Source organism: Bradyrhizobium sp. C9 (genome assembly GCF_002532045.1).
Lineage (GTDB): Bacteria > Pseudomonadota > Alphaproteobacteria > Rhizobiales > Xanthobacteraceae > Bradyrhizobium.
Map to the genome: position 1 here is coordinate 1 of NZ_NWTG01000001.1, position 19006 is coordinate 19006.

At 58.9% G+C, this 19006-nt stretch carries 12 protein-coding genes; 2 read left to right on the forward strand and 10 right to left on the reverse strand.

Annotation, left to right across the window (positions count from 1 at the left end; genetic code table 11):
• The 3 genes from CO675_RS00005 to CO675_RS00015 all read right to left on the reverse strand — a co-directional run.
• The coding region (locus CO675_RS00005; protein ID WP_283808092.1) for a TCP-1/cpn60 chaperonin family protein at positions 1-356 on the reverse strand (356 nt) is incomplete at its 3' end.
• Positions 357-443: 87 nt separating this feature from the next.
• Complete coding sequence (groES, locus tag CO675_RS00010; RefSeq protein ID WP_097670047.1) at positions 444-758, reverse strand: co-chaperone GroES; 315 nt, start codon at positions 756-758, stop codon at positions 444-446.
• A gap of 608 nt (positions 759-1366) precedes the next feature.
• Positions 1367-3739, reverse strand: a complete 2373-nt coding sequence (locus tag CO675_RS00015) for an LPS-assembly protein LptD (RefSeq protein WP_097670048.1) — start codon at positions 3737-3739, stop codon at positions 1367-1369.
• Between the two features lie 2629 nt (positions 3740-6368).
• On the opposite strand from CO675_RS00015, the gene CO675_RS00020 reads away from it, so the two are divergent.
• A complete protein-coding gene (locus tag CO675_RS00020) occupies positions 6369-7016 on the forward strand; it encodes an FkbM family methyltransferase (protein WP_097670049.1) in 648 nt (215 codons plus the stop codon).
• A gap of 1029 nt (positions 7017-8045) precedes the next feature.
• Here CO675_RS00020 and CO675_RS00035 read toward each other — a convergent pair.
• The 7 genes from CO675_RS00035 to CO675_RS00070 all read right to left on the reverse strand — a co-directional run bounded on the left by CO675_RS00035 (position 8046) and on the right by CO675_RS00070 (position 18102).
• Positions 8046-9407 carry a condensation domain-containing protein gene (locus CO675_RS00035; protein WP_245452566.1) on the reverse strand — a complete coding sequence of 454 codons (1362 nt, stop codon included), beginning with the start codon at positions 9405-9407 and terminating at the stop codon, positions 8046-8048.
• Positions 9408-9424: 17 nt separating this feature from the next.
• A complete protein-coding gene (locus CO675_RS00040; protein WP_283808093.1) occupies positions 9425-10666 on the reverse strand; it encodes an MFS transporter in 1242 nt (413 codons plus the stop codon).
• Positions 10663-11604, reverse strand: coding sequence for a sulfotransferase family protein (locus CO675_RS00045; RefSeq protein WP_097670053.1), 942 nt, complete (start codon positions 11602-11604; stop codon positions 10663-10665). The genes CO675_RS00040 and CO675_RS00045 overlap by 4 nt, the downstream gene beginning before the upstream one ends.
• Positions 11605-11633: 29 nt before the next feature.
• Entirely contained in the window at positions 11634-12944 is a 1311-nt protein-coding gene (locus CO675_RS00050; RefSeq protein WP_158231158.1) for an aminotransferase class III-fold pyridoxal phosphate-dependent enzyme, read from the reverse strand.
• Positions 12945-12972: 28 nt separating this feature from the next.
• Entirely contained in the window at positions 12973-14487 is a 1515-nt protein-coding gene (locus tag CO675_RS00055) for an FAD-dependent oxidoreductase (protein ID WP_097670055.1), read from the reverse strand.
• 944 nt (positions 14488-15431) lie between these two features.
• On the reverse strand, positions 15432-15899 hold the full coding sequence (locus tag CO675_RS39645) for a helix-turn-helix domain-containing protein (RefSeq protein WP_143278842.1): 468 nt from the start codon (positions 15897-15899) through the stop codon (positions 15432-15434).
• 1084 nt (positions 15900-16983) lie between these two features.
• On the reverse strand, positions 16984-18102 hold the full coding sequence (locus CO675_RS00070; RefSeq protein WP_097670057.1) for a branched-chain amino acid ABC transporter substrate-binding protein: 1119 nt from the start codon (positions 18100-18102) through the stop codon (positions 16984-16986).
• 593 nt (positions 18103-18695) lie between these two features.
• Here CO675_RS00070 and CO675_RS39650 point away from each other — a divergent pair.
• A complete protein-coding gene (locus CO675_RS39650) occupies positions 18696-18884 on the forward strand; it encodes a hypothetical protein (protein ID WP_143278843.1) in 189 nt (62 codons plus the stop codon).
• The last annotated feature ends 122 nt before the right edge of the window (positions 18885-19006 follow it).

The following is a 19006-nucleotide window of genomic DNA, read 5'->3' on the forward strand; positions in this document are numbered from 1 at the left end:
CCGCGCTTCAGGTCCATCGGGTTCATGCCGGCGGCGACCGACTTGGCGCCTTCGCGCACAATGGCAGCCGCAAGCACGGTCGCGGTGGTGGTGCCGTCGCCGGCAGCATCCGCCGCCTTCGACGCCACCTCGCGCACCATCTGGGCACCCATGTTCTCGAACTTCTCCTCGAGCTCCACCTCCTTGGCGACGGCGACGCCGTCCTTGGTGATGCGGGGGGCGCCGAACGACTTTTCGAGCACCACGTTGCGACCCTTTGGACCGAGGGTGACCTGCACGGCGTTGGCGAGAATGTCGACACCGCGCAACATGCGGTCTCGCGCTTCTACGCCGAACTTGACTTCCTTGGCTGACATAATCGAAATTCCTCAGTTTATCTCTCATCCTTCGACGCGCCCGGGGCAAGGCGTTCGTCAAGGGCTGAATGGACGTGGAGCGCTGGACTAGGCGGCTTTCTTCGTCGAAAACACATCGGTGAGAACGCCCATAATGTCGCTCTCCTTCATGATCAACAGCTCCTGACCGTCGACCTTGACCTCGGTGCCTGACCACTTTCCGAACAGCACCCGATCGCCGACCTGGATATCGACCGGAATCAGCTTACCGGTCTCGTCACGGCCGCCTGGGCCAACCGCGACGACTTCGCCCTGCGATGGCTTTTCCTTGGCTGTGTCGGGAATGATGATGCCGCCAGCTGTCTTTTCTTCAGCGTCGATTCGCTTGACCACGACGCGGTCGTGAAGCGGACGGAAATTCATGCAGGCCTCCTGAGCATTCGAGCGAGTTGACGATGGGCGCTTTCTGAGCAAAGCCATTGTTGCAAGAGCCAGGCCAAAGACGAGCGGAGCGACTCTGCTTGCGGTTCAGCTGAATCGCACGCATGGCCTGTGTGTGTCAGTCGGAAACAGACGCCGTCATGTACTCAACCAGCCAAGCTGTTGCGAACATGACACTGCGTATCGTCAAATCCGGCCATATTGGCTCCGCGGTTCTCGATTGCAGTGGCCGAGATTACTTTGATCAAAGCCGCGTGCCAGAGCGGCAATCCCTTGCAACTCCGATTGGCGAAAAAATGGATCCGATGAGCATTGCAGAAATGTCTTGCCGCCGGCTATTCCAGAGTTCAGACCGATGCTGGCAGGGCTGCACATGATTAGTTTGCCAGACAGTCTCCAGGTAGCTTGGTACGGCGATGCGTGCGATACTGAAGAGTTCGTTAAGAAGCCCCGCTCGATGAATATGATGTCGTGGCGGAATAACAGATGTGCCAACTGTCTCGATTCAGACCGGCTTCCGTAAAGAAGCAGTGTGCTTTTCCAGAAGTCGCATTGTGAATTGTCCCCCTCCGGAAGTGATACACCGTCGCTCAAAAATTGACCGAGTTTATCCCGATCGTTCGTAAACCGAGAGTGAGAAGGTAGGTTTTGTTCGGCACTGGCGGTCCCGAACCAACGGAGTAGTTGTAAGAACTTACGTAGTTCGCCGCCAGAACGAAACAATCGTCGACATAGCCAGCGCCGAAAACATACTGATTGATCTTGTTGGACTGGAGATCCCAACGCGCCGAACCCGTCACCACCCAATTCGCGGCGACTTTAAACGAACCGGTGGTCATAATCCCCTCGCGGCGCGCCTGATAGCCGAGCTCCGGCTGCTCCGCATAGTCGCCATACGTCACGCTTGCAGACCAGCGATCGAAGTTCGCACTGGCCTGCGCCTCGAACCGATTGATGTTCCAGGTCGCCTCGTCCATCCGCGAGCGGACGCTGAACGTGTAGGTGCGGTTGGGCGAGTAGGCGAGGCTGGCGACATAGTCCGAGCGCGGATTCTGCAGGCCGGAGTCGATGCCGGTGTTGGTGACGTCCGCGACCGCGAACGAGTTCAACCCGAACATCTGGTAAGACTGTCCGAACATCGCCTTGATGCTGCCGCCGCGATCGAACTGCGTGGTGGCCTGCACGCCGACATTGGCGCGGCTGCCGCCCTCGACGCGATCGTAGCCGGAGAACTTGTCGATCGCAAACAGGTTGCTGGTATCGAATACAAAACTTTGTGCGTCCTCGTTAGGAAGCTTGCCGGCCTTTGGTTCGTCGGGCCGGATGATGACCTGCGCGATCGGCTCGACGGTCGTCGTGCCCCACGGCTGCACGTTGATGAAGGGGTAGCGGTATTCGAAGCCGACGGTCGGCATCAGGCGGACCGTCTGGGTGTCGCCGACCGGCAGGAAGTTGGAAACGCCCGGCTGGTTCGAGATGTCGGCGTTGATGGCATCGGCGCGGACGCCGACGAACGGCGTCCAGATCTGGCCGAGCGGGTCGGTATAGGATTTGCGCCACTGCGCTTCGGCGGTCAGCCTTGTGTAGGTGCCCGGCATGCCGCGCAGCAGGCACTGCGACGGCGTCCGCGCCATCGGGTCGGCGGACGTGGTCGTGCACAACGGGTTATGGGGGTTGGCGGCCTGTGCCGTGATCGGGTCGAACACCGCGGTTTCGCGGGTCAGGTTGGTGAAGTTCACCTTGTAGCTGAACTCGCCACCGAAGATCGGGCTGTTGATCACGTTGTTGTAGTCGATCACAGGCGCGACCACCGGAACCTGATTCTGGTTGCCCGAGTAGCTGAGATAATAGATCGCGCGCGCGTCGAAGAAGCTGCGGTTGCCGACGCCGGTCAGATAGAGCTGCGAGATCGCCTCGGTCGGCAGCGACAGGAACGATCCGAACGGGTCCTTGTACTGGGCCAGCCGGTAGTCGGACATGAAGTAGTAGTCGGACAGCAGCACGCCGTCCCAGCCCCAGGTCCATTTGTTGTTCAGCGCGAACTGACCCTTGGTCTCGACGCCGCCGCGGAACTGGCGGTCGCCGGGCTGGCCGGCGAAGGCGCCCTGATCGAGCTGGTCGATGCCGTAGAGCCGGATCTGATAGGCGCCGTTCGACAGGCGCTGGCGGAATTCGCCCTGGAACAGCACGCCCTGCTTCGACGTGATGCGCGGATTGAAGGTCGCATCGAAGTCCGGCGCGAGCGCGAAGTAATAGGGGATTTCGACGCCGACGCCGAACGCCGAATACGTGGTGAAGCCCGGCATCAGGAAGCCGCTCTTGCGCTTCACGGTCGGATCGGGCGTCGAGAAATAGGGCAGATACGCCATCGGAACGCCGAAGAATTCGAGCTGGGCGTTCTCGAAATAGAGCATCTTCTCGGTCTGGTTATGGATGATGCGCGCGCCCTTGACCTGCCAGAGCGGCGGCTTCTTCGGATCATCCTTACAGGGCGCGCAGGCGGTATAAACGCCGTTGTCGAACACGGTGTAATTGCCGCTAGACCGATCGGCGCGGGTCGCCGCCATGCGGGTCTGGTCTTCGGTGTCGGCGCGCAGCGAATCGACGAACCCGTCGCGGTAGTCGTCGCTGAGATCCAAGATGTTGGCGTAGGTGATCTTGCCTTCCGCATCGGTCATGCGGATGTTGCCTTCGGCATGAAGACGCTTGGTCTTCTGGTCGTAGATGACCTTGTCGGCCTCGACGCTGGTGCCGTTGTAGAACATCTGGACGTTGCCGACGGCCGAGATGCGCTGGTTGTTGTAGTCGTAATCGACCTCGGTCGCCTGAACGAGCATGTGATTGTCGTCGATCAGGTTTGCCCTGTTAGCTCGCGGTTGGTGTTGATTGTAGATGAAACCCTGCGCCGATGCGGTCGCGGTCGCAATGACGGCACAGGCAGTCGCAACAACACCCGCGACCATGAGTATTAAGCCACGGCGGCCAGCGATCGCAACTGTCCACTCCAGAGGTGTCGCTGGCTCAGTAAGGCATACCTGCCGAGCGGGAGAAGAACGGCGACAATCCCGGCTAACTCTCGCGCAGCACGATCCTCGCGACGGCTCCAACATAGCATTGATTCCAATCAATCGGACGAGACCATCTGAGCCTTTACGGGATTGCGAGCCGTCATCGACAGAGCGGAATGTTGCGCATCTGAAGCAATCGACGTGCCATTGAACCTTTGCTGACGTTGGCGAGCCATGACTGTAGCTTCTGCGACATTGACGTCTCGGATTTGACGCGGATCGGCGCAGCCACGACACGAATTGTCAAAGGTGACGATGCTCGAAGCTTTGGTTCGTGCAATTACCGCTGCCACAGCGCGCTGTCGGCCGGTGTTCACGCTCGTAAGCGCGATGAACTAGAACGCTCGTTGCCGTGCGAGTTACCAACCTCATGAAGGCAACCGCCAAGCTGGTCCGCCGGCTCTGCCCTACCGGAGGACTCTCCAGTACGCCACGATGTTCGGTCTGACGATCTGTGCTCGTCGTGTATGTGTTTCGCCCTCAGCGAACCTTGCTGAATTGCCGCCGTCTTCTGGCCGGGCTTACTTCTATGAAGGTCGATTAGATCTGCGCGTTGCTGGCGGCCAACAGAGCAATCAGTGGCTTTCAATTGCCGGTGCTGCGTTTGCCAGGATCAGTGCTGCTTCACATTTGGCGCCAGAACGTTGGTGCCACCTGGCAGCAAGTATCACCCGTGTCTTTGATTTGCAGAATTGTCCCCGAAAATGGCGGTCCCGGGACAGACTGAACTCAATCAAGGTCAATACCCTGATCCATGAGCGGCTATCATTATTGGAGCGGCTCCACCATTCCTGGCCAGCAGACAACGGCTCAGAATGCCATTCGTCGCCTCGGTAGCCCAATTGTCCGCCATGGATCGTTCCACGTTTACGCGGGGAAATCCTCTGCCGGGATCGCCAGCCTCTTGGACAAAAGCGTGAGCCAACGAATTCCGCAATCCTGAGATTGTTTCCGTGTCGGACGGAGAGATCGCGCAAACCGCGGCCTTATTGCCTGCGTCCATGTACACCTGTGGCCCAAAGCCGTCACGGCTGGCATTAAAGGCCATGATCAGGGTGTAGGTGATCCTGGTGCCGTTCGAGGATGTAAATGTATAGCTTCCCCACGAGGCGACAGTGGATATCGGATCAAAAATGGGAGGCCAATCCGCATAGAGATTCGGACGCTGCTGCCCGGTAACCTCTATTCCGGCAGAATCCGCAACCTGATCCTCCGCACATTGTTCTGGAATGCGACGAATGCAGTTCGGTTGTTGGTCGTCGCTGCTCAGTGACTTCGTCCGGCGGCCAGGGCACGAGAGTGCTGAAAAGCTGGCTGTAGCCTGCGGAGCATTGGTCTGATCGAGACAGAAGAGGTCGACGACAGCTCTGGTCGGCACGGGACGTCGTTGCGATCGCTTGAAATCCAAGATTGATAGCGAAAGGAGCTTTGCTTGAGAACTCCCCGAACCGCAGTCATTGGAGCAAGTGAGCGGCGCCCCAGACATGCTCGCCACCAGCATGGATATGCCGGCAAGCAATACGAGGCCCACGAAACACAGGTGTAGAAAGTATCGTGATTGTCGAATCAGCCTATCGACTGGCATGGCTATGAAGTCCGCCGCCGACCGCGCCGAGGCAATCGCCAACGACCAATTGTTCCTTTCTCCTGTGACTCAGCTGTCACTGCTCCCTGCCAAGGTTGTTTGTGTCTCTCAAAGGCGAAGCGACGCCGTCTCGTAACTCGTCACCACATCATCGATGCTGCGAAGCGCGGGTGCCGATGCCGTCCACAAAAAGCAATCTTCGTGCCTCGCGCACAGTGCAGTTTTGCGAAGGCTTCGTGGTATGTGCGTGCCTTCGAGAAACGATGATTGTCTGGATCCGGACAAACTCGGTGCAGCAGTGCGTCGGAATGCGTGCACCAACGACTGATAATATGCTGTTGCCGGTTGATATGCGTATTGGAGCGGTACGCTTATCCGTGCGAGAAGTCCGATGGTCATCCTTAAGCCGCGACCGGCCGACCTGGAGTCGTCCCCAGGAACGTTCAGCGTGATCGCGTCCCGCTTCAGGCCGAGCAATCCATGACTGCGATCTCGAAAAGTTGCGGCTGCGCGAATTTGGAAAGGCAGCCGTTATCTGGCAGTGTAATATTCGGCCGGTCGTTAACCGCGCTCGAGGAGATTGCCATTGTCATTCAGGAAGCGACAACCCTGCCCGAAACCGCCCCATCAAAAGCGGCCCCTCTAAAGTGCGACGAAGCCTATCCGTTGGCTGCTGGAGGCACATCGGAATCTGCTATTCGCTCCTCGTGCAGGTCCTGGTTGCCCCCTGATAAAGCTGTCGTTGCAGGGCAATTGCTGGGCGTTCCCAGTGATAGGTTCCTGTTCGTTCGTGTCACATTGGTCGCCGCCATGGATGAAGGGGCTGGGCGAGCACATTAAATATATACGTTGATATACGTTGTGCCGGGGCGTCCGGCGTGTGATTGCGGTATCGAGAATGAAACTCACCCGATCCTTGCGCCAATGGAAAGATAAACAGTGTCGTCTGTAGAAGTACACCAGCACATCGTCTCACTTCTTCAGAAACCGAATCCTGTTATCCTGGATATCGGCTGCAATGACGGAACTGATACGCAACATTTCCTCGACCTGTGCCCGCAAGCTCAAATCTACAGCTTTGAGCCGGACCCCCGAGCAATCGCGCGTTTCAAAAAGAAGCTGGGCCCGTCCCTGGCTAAGGTAAAACTGCTTGAAATCGCGATCAGCGATCGAAATGGAACGATCGATTTCCATCCAAGCAATGCAGATGGTGATGCGAAGGAGTGGGACCTTTCCGGTTCGATACGCCGCCCGAAAAATCATCTTACCGAGTATGATTGGGTTCGTTTCGATGGCCCCGTCCCGGTTCAAACGCGGCGGCTTGACGATTGGTGCAACGAAGCTGGGCTGAACACGGTGGATTTCATCTGGATGGACGTCCAGGGAGCCGAAGCCGACGTGATCGCCGGCGGCATGCAGACCTTGAGCAACACGCGATTCATCTACACGGAATATAGCGACCGGGAGCTCTACGAAGGGCAACTGTCGTTACAAGCCATTCTTGATCTATTGCCGTCATTCGAAGTAGCGGCTCATTATCCCCGTGCTGTAGAGGGGGATGTATTGCTCAAGAATACGCGCTTCTAACGCCTGCCACATATCCGGCCCTCATTCACCGCTGGAAGACCTGCCCCGGTTCTCTGCAGCGTGGCGCTGCAGGACGGCCGAACGCCAAGCGAATGGATACTGCGGTCCGGACAGGCGCGTTCCAACGTGGCCATGCGGGCTTTGGCGATAGCGCACGTAGGTGGAACCCTCGATAACGTTTGTGATTGTTTGGAGATCATTTGTTTGGCGGGCTGGTACGGCCCGCGCCTCTGAGGCGAGCAGCTCGAGCTTTCTCAGATGCCTGAACCAACACTGCCAGCCGGCGCTCAAAGCGTTTAATCGTCTGAACTGCTGCTGTATGCTCTGGTCCTCTAGGAAGCCGATCCACTGCTACGAACAAATGCCAAAGCATCTGCATCAGTTCTCGTAGATCCTTAAGATGCGCCACTTCGATTACACGCTTAGCGTCGCTATTGTGCGTCGATGAGAAGGCATGCTGAAACATTCGCGTTCAGCCCTTCGCTAGTGGGGCGGTGCATAGCGAGTTTGTCGCCCCTCATCGGCTGCAGCCCGCAATCTGCGATACGTCGCTGGTACAAAGCATCGTCGGTGAGCTTCTGCGCCATCATGTGTAAGTATGCTTGCAGCAGCGCATGATTCCGAAGCATCAGTGGCCCGCCGTGCGGGGGAGTCTATTCTTTGAATGAAGAATTGCAATGACTGTGCCATCGCAAGCTCAATGTAGAAAGAACATGGATATCAGGATGCTAGCTCGCAATTGATTGCAATATCTGAGTTGTTTTAAATCCGACATGCTTGTCGGCACTGTGAATGCTACTCTGCGGAGCAAGAATGTTGTCGACGTGGCCTCGCGAGGATCATCTTGATCGCTCGCAAGCCCCCCGCGAAAAAGTCGCCCGAACCAAAAGATGGAGTAGATAGGGCCCATGCTTACGCCCGCCTCGGAGCAGGTGGCGCTATCGGCAAGCTGCTGAATTTAGCTCGCTTCTGGTCGCCCAAGCACGAATGATCGCGATCGTAACGCGAGCGGTTCTTGGTCAAGAACTGTCAGTCGATTGAGAGCCGCGGCAGCGAACGGGCGCCGCTGATCAGATGGGCCTGCGCTGCCACTTCAGCAAGATAGTCATCCATTGCACTTCGCGCGGTTATGGTCCCAGGGTGGCGAAAGTTCACGGAAATTCCGTCCTGCCAGCGACTGACCCATAGGTATGTCTCGTAAGCATCGGAGCTGCGGCTAATCAGAAATCTTGTCCGCCAGTGGGACCAGCGGTCCGACCCGGGCACCGTCCGATTGTCCATATAGGATACCATGAAACGGTCGCGCAGTGTGGTGCCGACCAGCTCCATGGCCTTTGAAAATGGCACCTGAGCCGTTTTCTTGGCGCGTTTGAGTTCGAACCGGGCGGCGTTCAGGATTTCCGGCAACGTATCGGCCACCCGGAAGCTCACCGGGCTCATCCCGACATACCATCCAACCGAACGCATCGATCGCAGATCGTACCTGGTGTGAAAGGGTGCAACGGCGTGGAATTGTCGTTGGTTCGCCAGTGTCTTTCCTGCCAGCGCCAGACAGGCGAAAATTCCCGTCGCCGCGTTTCCGCCCTGGGACCTGCAGCCGCGATCGAATTCGCATGCGCCAGCCGCATCGAGCAGCCACATTTTTCCGCTCCGCTGCAAGGATCTCTCCGGCGTATCGAAGGATAGCGGAAAGTCCGGCAATTGACCGCCGTTCGCCGCGATCAGCTCGCGCCAATGGCAGATAGCAGGATGTTCATCGGTTAGATCGGTCAATCGCTCTCGTTCGGCCTCGGCGTGATCCAGATAGCTGTGCACCGCCGCCAGCTGGGGTTCCACTCGACGGATCGCGGCTGTGTACAGTTCGTGGATCTCATACGGTACCAAGGCCATCGAGTAGCCATCGCTAACAGAGTGGTCGGAGGCGAGTAGGAGACTCGTGGATGTCGGCCGGCTGATCGTCACGAAGACATACGCCGGCCAGCGCAGCGGGTTGGTCTCCGCGTCAAACAGTTTTTCGAGCAGCTGAGCAGTTTCGCCGCTATCGGCGCAGTCACTCACCACGGTTTGCTCAAGCGCTGCAGCGCCTGGATCAATCGTGGCGCGACGCATTGCCGATCCATCCTTGGCCAATCGGCTGCGTAATACCTCGTGCCGATCGACCCAGCCGAGGATCGCTTTGGTCAGCGCAGCGGCATTGAGCTCGCCTGGCAACTCGAATGCTGCGCCGAGCCAGCCCGGTCGGCCATCGTCCGCAGAGCGAAGATGTTCCTCTTGCACATAGGACGGGCGGCGCGGGTCAGCCCGCCAGCTGATCGGCTCGGTGACGTTGATCCGCCAAACCATCAGCCGCCCAGGCTGCCGATCAAGATCGCCAAATTCTTTGATGTCCATGAGCCAGTCCGTCGCGGTCATAGACGCAAGCTGCGCGCCTGGCGCAGCGGCCAAATCCACACTATGGAGGCCATGCCAAGCACGCTGCTCGCGAGCAACGTGGTACGCAGGCTCGTCCCAGCAGCGACCGCGCCGCCGGCGAGCGCCCCCAATGAGGCCAGTCCCCACACCACGCTGCGGATACTCGCATTGATCCGGCCCTGTAAGTGCGGCGGGACCAACGCATATCGAATGGGAACCTGCTGCACGTTGTAGATCCCTTGGCCGATCCACAGCATGAATTGAGAGAGGGTCACGCATGCCACTGCGGCCCACCAGGGCTGGGTGAGCAGGGCCGCCAAGCTCATTCCGCCGGCGCTCACCGCCAAACCGATCATTAAAGTTGGGCCGAGGCCGGTCGCCCGGCCCATCCGCGGTGAGCTAGCCGCGCCGACCACACCGCCAAGCGCACCGATGCCGAGCGCCATGCCGACGAGCCGGCTGTCAAACCCGAGATCCTTGGTCAAATGCAGCAAAAACGCCGCAGAATACGCGTTGTGCCAAAAGATGAATGTGCCGCTGGCCAACGTGACTGCCCGCAAAATCGGATTGCCGAACAGGCTTGCCAAACCCTCGGCGACTTGGCCGAGCACTGCTCTCGGCGCGGCCTCCGAGCACCCAGCGTTACGCAGGGGCACCAGAGACAGCAACGCGGCGGCAAGCAAAAATGAAATCGAGTCCGCCAGTATTGCGGTCGGGGCAGAGAATTCGTTGACGAGCCAACCGGCCAGGAACGGACCTGCTGCCATCGCGCCCGCTTGGCTGAGCTCCAATGAACTCTGTGCCCGAACCAGCTGTGAGCGATCTAGCAGGGTGGGTATGCACGCCAGATAAGCCACGTCAGCGATCACTGCGGCAACCCCAACCAGCATGCTCGTCGTGTACAACTGAACCAGTCCAAGATGTCCAAGGCTGGCGAACAAGGGAATTGTGGCCAGCGTCGCCGCCATCACCAGATTGGCGGTCAAAAGGATTCGCCGATGCGGGAGGCGGTCCACGACGACCCCTGCGAACAGACTCACCACTAGGTACGGCGCTCGACCGCAGGCCAACAGCAGCCCCGTTTGCGCCGGTCCCGCGTCCAGCAACGTGATTGCGGTTAGCGGCAGCGCCATCATGGTTACATTAGAGCCCAGCAGCGAAATGGTCTGGCCGACAAGCAGCGCAAGATAGCTTCGTGGCAGTCCGCGAGGCGCGGCGGAACAGCGCGGGCGGCTCACGCGTCGCCAGACAGGCGGGGAGCCGACAGATACCCCAGTCGGCTCAGCTCACTTTCGGCGATCTGCTCGAATTCCTCGATCTGGGCTCGCGTCAGATCTTGGACGTAGCGACCGATCCTGCCTCGGTGCAGCGGCTTCCCCGCAGCCTCGGCGGCCGGATGGCCGTGCGGTTGTTCGAATAATACGTGCTCGTATTCAGCGTGACGCAGCACGGCCTCATCCCAAGGCAAGCCGAGATGATCCAGGATTCGGGCCAGAGTGGGACGGGGACTGCTTACAAGATCCTCGTAACGCACCTCAAGATAGCGGCCAGGCGGCGCGATTCTGTGTGGCTGAGATACCACTTCCAGCCAACCGCGCGCGGCGTCGGCAACAGTTTGGTATCCCCAATCAGGAACGGTTTTCAGATGAGAGGCGGCAACGTCGCGGCCGTCCCGTACGATATGCACGAAATGCGCGCGCGGCCACTGCCGGGCGAAGGCGTCGGTCTGGGCAATCTTGCGCTGCAGTTTCAAGCCCCAGCGCCGGGCCCCACTACGAGCTCGGCGCAACTCGCCCATCTCGTTGATAAGGCGGCATCGGGCGGCGAACGAAACAATGTCGTCGCCCATCTCGACCATCACCTTGCTGACCAACCCACGCATATCATCGAAGTCGAGGCCGAACCGGCGGCACTGGACCACAAAATGCACCCCATCATACCAGAACGGATCGACCGTGTTTTTGGTCATGCCCACGACACGGGAATCGCCGGCCGCCAGCAGGTCAATTGCGCTCAAGATGTGAGTGCCGAGATTGGGCGGTTCGAGGAAGTCGATCTCCGGCCCGGCTACCAGATCCAGATGCGAATCCAGCACGATGCTCAGCAATGTGGTGCCAGAGCGGTTCTCGCCGCCGAGCAGCACCGGCGATGTGGAAAATGGATTGGGCAGCGGCATGGGTGTGTTCTCTGTTGGAGAATGCCTGCTCATCCGCAGACGGGTCCGGTGAACCAGCGCCGAACCGCCTCCGGGGTGGCCACGAAATGATCCCTGGCGAACCGTACAGCGGCGGCGACTGGATCCCCGTCGCCGCCGGTGCTCTCTATACGGGACAGAGCCGCCGGCAGGGCCTCTCCAGCGGCCTCGACAGCCGCCTGCACATCGGCGTCGGATACCGCCGCCGATGGCATGAAGCGGCCACCGTACTGCATGAGGAAACCCCGGGCCCACATCTCCTGGAAAAAGGCGTGGCCAAGTTCGGGGTTGGCAAATACGACATCGAACATAGTCGGCCAGGCGAATGCCCATGCCGCGACCTGCTGTCTGACGAAAACCTCGTTGAGCCCCTTGATCAGTTGCTTGCCAACCTCGCGCATCCGAGCCAGCAAGATCCCGTCGCGCAGCGCGTGCAGGGTGCTCAGTGCGGCCGCGAACGGGGTAACCTCGCGCTGGTAGGTATTGCCCGTGTATGTCTTCTCGGCGGCAGCTAGTACGTCCGCGCGACCCGCGACTGCGGATAGCGCCATTCCATTGGCCAGTCCTTTGCTCAGCGTGATCAGATCGGGCGTGAGGCCGACAGCCATGTGGTAGCCGCCAATGCCATAGCGGAATCCGGTCATCACCTCATCAAGGATGAGCAAGGCGCCGTGCCGATGCACCAGCCTCTGTAGTTCCTGATGGTATTCGGGCGGGAAGAAGTTGACCTCGGGGGTGACGATCACCGCGGCGACGCGCTGGACGCTTGCCAACTCGTCGAGCAAGTCCAGGTTGTAGCGGAAATCCACGCTGTCTCGGTCCCGATTGGGTAGCCCCTTCTCTGGTCGGTCCTGCAACTGCCAGTCGTGCCAGCCATGATATCCGCTGGTAAGCACATGGTTCAGCCCTGTGAATGCGCGGGCAAGGCGGACGGCGGCGGTAGTCGCACACGATCCCGTGCGGAAGAAAATTGAGCGTTCCGCGACCGGGAAGATCTCCGCCAACCGTTCGGCCAGTTCAACCCGGTGCACGGACAGCGGTCCGGGCAATACGCCGCCTGTGCGGCGCATCTCGGCGACGGCGTGCGCCACGACCGGCTCGTATCCGGCTCCGAGCGGCGCGGCACCACTACAGGAAGTGAAATCGACATATTGCCGTCCATTGATGTCCCATGCATGCGCACCCGAAGCGCGCGTCATGACGACCGGAAAGCGCCTGTTGAGATCCCATTTTTCCGACGCGGTGACGCGCAACGCGCGGCGCAGTGCTGATCTGTGCGCGTCGGTCGCAGCCGGGGTTGCAGTCGGGGTGGCGATCGACATCAGCCGTCTCCGTTTGATAATCATGCCCTTAGGTGAGCTGCGTGATTATTCTTCGAGCGATCCGCAGGGCGTTCGCCTGAATGGTGAATGTCGGATTGACGCCTCCGGAATAGGGAAAGAAGCTGCCATCCGCGACATAGAGATTGTCGATGTCATGCACCCGGCCCCAGCGGTCGACCACGGATTGTGTCGGGTCGACGCCGGCACGGCAGCCGCCATGCAGATGTCCGCTGCCGAACTGATAGTTGGAATCCTGAAAATCGACTTGTTTCACGCCGGCCTCCGCCAGCAAGTTCGACGCGCGTCGGCACAAATAGCCTAATCGGCGTTTGTCCAGCGGATGGGTCCAGTAATCGAGAATGATCTTCGGCAAACCCAGCCGATCCAGGCTGGTAGCCAGTCGGACCGCATTGCTGCGCATGGGTTGGTCGGCCGCCAGGAAATGCAGCCGTAGTGTTATCTTTCCGTCGTGGTCCGTGCGCTCAACCCGACTTGCTTCGTAGATCATTCCGCCGAGTCCCGAAGGAGCCTCCTCGTCCAGGTAGTGATCGGAGATCGCAACGGTGGAGAACGGGCCACCGGCCGGGCGCGCGGACATCGGATCTATTGCGATGCTACCGGACACGTAGCCGCTGATTTTGAACGAGATGCCACTGCCGACCATGCCGGAGGCGTTGCCGATGCCGTTGGGCGCTGCCCGCTGAACCGATCTTAGCAGTAGGGCGGCAGACTGCACCGCATTTCCGGCGAGTACCACGCAGCGGGTGCGGACCCGCGCACGTTGTCGGCTGAGAGTGTCCAGCCATTCCACCGAACCCGCGCGGCTGACGTTAGCCAGATCGATGCGTACAGCCTTGCTGCCGACTGCAACCGTCAGCGCGCCGGGCGGCAGGGCGACATCTGTGAACGGCGAGCGTGCGTCGGCCCTCGCGCCGGTAGGACACGGGTGTTCGTTGCAAGGTCCGTCGCAATCACAGGCTGGCCGGCCGCGATAGGGTACGGAGTTGATTGCCAACGGAGTGGGAAAAGGCACCTGGCCTAAGCGTCCGCCGGCATCGGCGATCAACCGCCCCTTCGCGCTGTAATCATGCGGGGGCAGAACGGGAGGATCGCTTGGTGGTTCGAATGGGTCCGCTCCGGCTAGGCGGGCCACTCCGATGCGCCGTTCTAGCTCCTCGTAAAACGGGCGTAGTTCGGCGTAGTTGATCGGCCAGGTAGGGTCAAGCGCGTCTCCGGCTACATGCGCTCGCGCATCAAAATCGATGGTCCGATAGCGGAAGGCTATTCCGGCATACAAAGTCATTCCGCCGCCGAGCGCGCACACAGTCCAGGGACGTCCAAACGACGTCAACGTACCTGCCGCAGACCTCACGAGGGCGGGATCCATACCATTTTGGACGCTCGCCAGCGAGGCGCCGGGAGGAAGCGCCCGACCTTCCTCGAGAAGCAGCACGCGCAAGCCGTGTTGGGCGATCTCGTAGGCCACGGTCGACCCGCTGGCACCACTCCCGACAACGCATACATCAACGATATCGGCCGTCATTATCCCACCTCTGGCACCAAATGTCGACGATGCGCAATCAAAGCCCTATTGATCAGTAACCGCCTGCTCAAGATAACTGCCATAGCCAACGATGAACGCGCGGCAGTTGCACGATTCCCCACACTAGCGGCTTGGCTAGGTTGCCAATGATCATCTGCCGGGTATCATCCGCCAAATATCATCGCGAACTACCGAGAGATCGTACAATGTGACGCTACGTACGATTCAAGGCCGTCCAAGCCACTACCGCGTGAATATGACAGATGGCTAGGTCGGGCGGTTGTCCGATTCATCTAACCTGTGTAGCTGACGTGGGTGGGCAAACGTGTCTGCACGATGTGGGGGCGCTCGCGAGCTCCTTAGGTTAAGCGTCACAAAGGCCATGCGGGCAGCATTTCGAAGATCACCAGGACTGTTGTCTCCTGAACTTTTCGCAATCATCAGACGCAGGTTAACTAGAACAGCAAAGCCGCGCATTTTATCGCAAAAAAAGCCCGGCCTCATTTCGAGGGCCGGGCGGAAGTCAGTCTGGGCGAACGAGGCTGCTAAGCGTCGCGCCAGCTCCCGTCGACAGAGGGAGGGCTGCCGACGGCTATTTGCGGTGATACATTCACCGCAAATTCCAATCACGAAAGGATCGATGTCGGTTGGGCGTTGTTTTCCTTTTTTACCAAGGCGATATTCACTAATGCACGGAGAACCCGGGATCATCTGTCATCGACGCCACTCATCTAATCGGTATGATCTTGACGATCCTCGTAAAGCAAAGTCGACCGCTTAGGTGTCGTTGTCGCGCCTCTGGCGGAGTGGCCCCGCTGGCTTGTCCGCGACCCCTCGCGTCCTGCTTTGAGATGCTACAACGTGACGCTAGGTACGAATCAAGTCGTTTGAGCTGCGGCGCGCGCCATGAAAATCTAAGCTCTCGATTTCTCACAGGCAGCTAATCAATCCGCGAGTCGCAACAGTGCACGTGAGCGCTTGGAGATTTCGCCAGCGCGGTTTTTCGATTCTCCGCACAGACCACTGCGGCGACGAAGCTTTGCGACCGTAACCTCAGGCAGGTCGCGTACGTTGTAACCATGCTCAAGCAGTTCAAGAAAACAGCCGAGCGAACGCGACTGCAGGTCGAATAGCGGCGGTATGGATCGGAGTTGGCGTGCGCTTGTTGATTTACTTGGTACGCAGAGTACGAGGCGGCGGCCGAAGAAATTCAACGCAGGAAGTATGAGGGGCGGAATTTCGAACTGATCTCGCTGAAAAAGATCAACAGCATGACCGTTCCATTCAATGAACGTCCTACGCCTAAGCTCCTGGATCGTCCGATTCACGTGAACGGTCGAGGGCCCGCATGCATCGGCGATGTCTTGCTGTATGAAAGGGACATGAAGACGACCACTGTCCAGGACTCCCACGAGCTCAAGCCGCGCAGCGCTTCTGCTCGATCGCGTTGACCGTCATGCCAGCTAAGATTCTGTACGAGACGCTCAGATCTGTGGCGGGGATGGCACGCTGGGCCGGGGTAGCGAGATCGTTCGACCGCATCGTACAGTATTTTTACTGGCGTAGAAATACGGGGCTCCAGTACATTCTAGGCAGGGAATGTGTCTGAATCCTCGTTCGTGATTACCTGCTCGAATTGAGGTCCAACATGAGTCACGCGGCTGGGGATCGCTATGAAGTGTCGACAGTGACAGAAGAAGAGCGCGAGTTGGCGCGGTGCAGGCAGGAAATAGCGCGTCTCAAACATCTGGTTGTGCAGCTTTCTCAGCTCGTCTTGCGGCACGTCGCGGAAAACGCCGAGGAGCGGAAGCCGCAAAGCAGGTAGATCGCTTGGGCGTGTGATCATAAGAGACAGAGGACGGCAGTTAGACGATTTCCGTTGTGATCCGCAGCGCGGCGCCCCAGGGGGGAGGGGGAGCGGCCCCGCCTTGTTTTCCCCGAGGCGGGGCCGCCAATTTCCGGTCGAACTTTTTCGTGGAACAAAGCGCCCGAGCTAATGAGCGTCGCGCGGCCCGATGGTCGAAAATCTCCATAAGCCGCAGCCGGTGACTGCAGTCCGGCGAAGGAACGCCTCACTGGTGCCGCCGCTAGGCGTCTGCGTTGGGCCAAGTTATCAGCTCCAATTGAGTCCAGCCCGTGAGGCGTCGAACCGGTGGCAGCCTGTGCATCGATCGGAAATTGCGCCCAAACTGCGCATGTGCGCGGCGCTGGCTTTGGACCCATGGCGGTCTGCGGACACCAAGCTGCTCGATGAGGCGCGCTTTGATATCTCTGCCGATCGCCAACCCCACTTGCGCCAATCTCGATGACCTTCTTCGACGATTTCGGCGATAGGGCGTCTCGATCAACCAAGCTGCGCGAGCGGCATTGTCCGTGCATAGGCTGACTTCAGACATTCAATTTGTTCTGGCGGTAGCCTGCTGCCTTGGATCAATCGACATTGATCCCGTCCTACCTCCTGGATGCGCTAACTTTGATGTCTTGCGCTAAGATGGATCAGAACGCGGTCGGGTTAGTCTCGCTATAGCCACCTTTGTCGTCCCACCTATAAACGACGTAGTCGAGCTGTTTGATGTCACCCTTGGCGTCGTATTGCAGTGTGCCGATCACAGTGTCCCAAGAGCCCGCTTTGATCGTGTCCATCACCTTCTTCGGGTCTATGGTGCCAACTTTGGTTACGGCTTGCGTCCAGACCTGCACCGCAGCGTAGGTGTATAGCGTGTAGCCCTCAGGGTCGATATTCTTGGCTCTGAACTTATCGACGATCGCAGCCGCCGTCGTCTTCTTGCGTGGGTCGGGCCCGAAGGTGAATAGCGTACCTGCTCCAGCTGCGCCGGTGATCGAAGCATATTCCTTGTCAGCCAACGCGTCGCCCGACATCAGGATGGTCTTCAGGCCCTGATCGCGCATCTGGCGCAAGATAAGGCCCGCTTCCTGGTGATAGCCACCGACATAGACGAGGTCGATATTGTCGCGCTTCAGTCGTGAGACAATCGCGTTGAAATCCTTGTCGCCCTTATTATAGGACTCGTACATCTTCTCAATGATACCGGCCTTGTTGAGTGCCTTCTTCGTCTCGTCGGCAAGTCCCTTTCCATAAGTCGTCTTGTCATTCAGAATCGCGATGTTCTTGCCGTTGAATTGCTTCGCGATGTACTGGGCGGCAACCTGGCCCTGCTGGTCGTCACGGCCGCAGACGCGCGCCACGTTCCATAGCTTGCGTTCGGTGAATAGCGGGTTGGTCGAAGCCGGCGTGATCTGCAGCACACCGCCATCCGCATAGGCTTCCGAGGCCGGGATCGATGACGAAGAGCAAAAGTGCCCGGCAACGAACGGGATCCTGGCGGCAGCGACCTTTTCCGCTACCGATCGCGCCTGCTTGGGGTCGCAGGCATCGTCCTCGATGTCGAGGGCTAGCTTCTTGCCGAGTACGCCGCCGGAAGCATTGAGCTGCTCCACCGCCATCTCGGCGCCGTTCTTCATTTGCCGGCCGAAGGCCGACTCGCCCCCGGTTATTGGTCCAGCGACGGCGATGGTGATTTCATCAGCCAATGTCGCGGTGGACAGCACAATCGATGCTCCAAGTGCAAAGCCGATTAGCATGGGTGTTTTCATGGGGTAGTCCTCACAGGGGGAACGCGGCGGCGAGTAAGCTTGAGCAGAGCAAGGCGACCCCGGCTGCGATCAGTGCCAGGAAGCAGCCCGAGGTAAAGTCATGGTCGCGCATCAGGCCGTTCGATTGTACTGCTACGAGAGAGCAGAAGCCTACCTTGACTTGATGAGACACAGTTCGCTCTGCGGAAACAAAAAACGGTAGGGAGCTATCGGCGGGAGCTGATCGCTGCGCGTCTGATCTCATGCCGCCCGCTAGCTCAAGGCACAGGGCGACCTTAGTTGGACACTAGCTAAATCGGGCGTTTATGAAAGAAGTAGATCAGTCCGTAACGTACAGAGCTCATCGCGTCAGAAGCGCCGCCAGTTGAGACCAAGCGCTCGGTCGAGCCGGAAGGAAGGACGATCGTTCAGGTCGGGTGCGACCATCTTCTTTGGAGATGCGAAAGCACTTGATGCTCGACCGCGTGATCGCCTTGACAACACGCGCACGACGACCAGCGCGGTTTCAAATGAAGGCAAAAGACGGGCAGGATCGTGCAGAGTAGTGCGAAGCTGGTCGCAGTCAGCACAACGAGGCTTCCGGAGACAAGGTCATGATTGCCCATGAAGCATCCTCAATTGCAGAGCTAAGGAGAGACGCGCAGCAGCAGTTCGTCTCTTTGAGCTTCGAAAGCAAATTATTCGATTCTGATTGCGCTTCCTGCGTCGCACGGATGATGCCGCATATTTGCAGCATTATTCAGCGGTATTTTGTTGAAGTTTGGCGTAAGAAATGCGGCTGATGGAGTTTCGAAACGTTGGAAATAAACAAGCTCTTATGGAACGAAATCTAATGATGATTCTGCACCCTGCGCGGGCTGGGCTCTCATCCAAAGAAAGCGCTTATCCGCCGACGGCGAGGCGA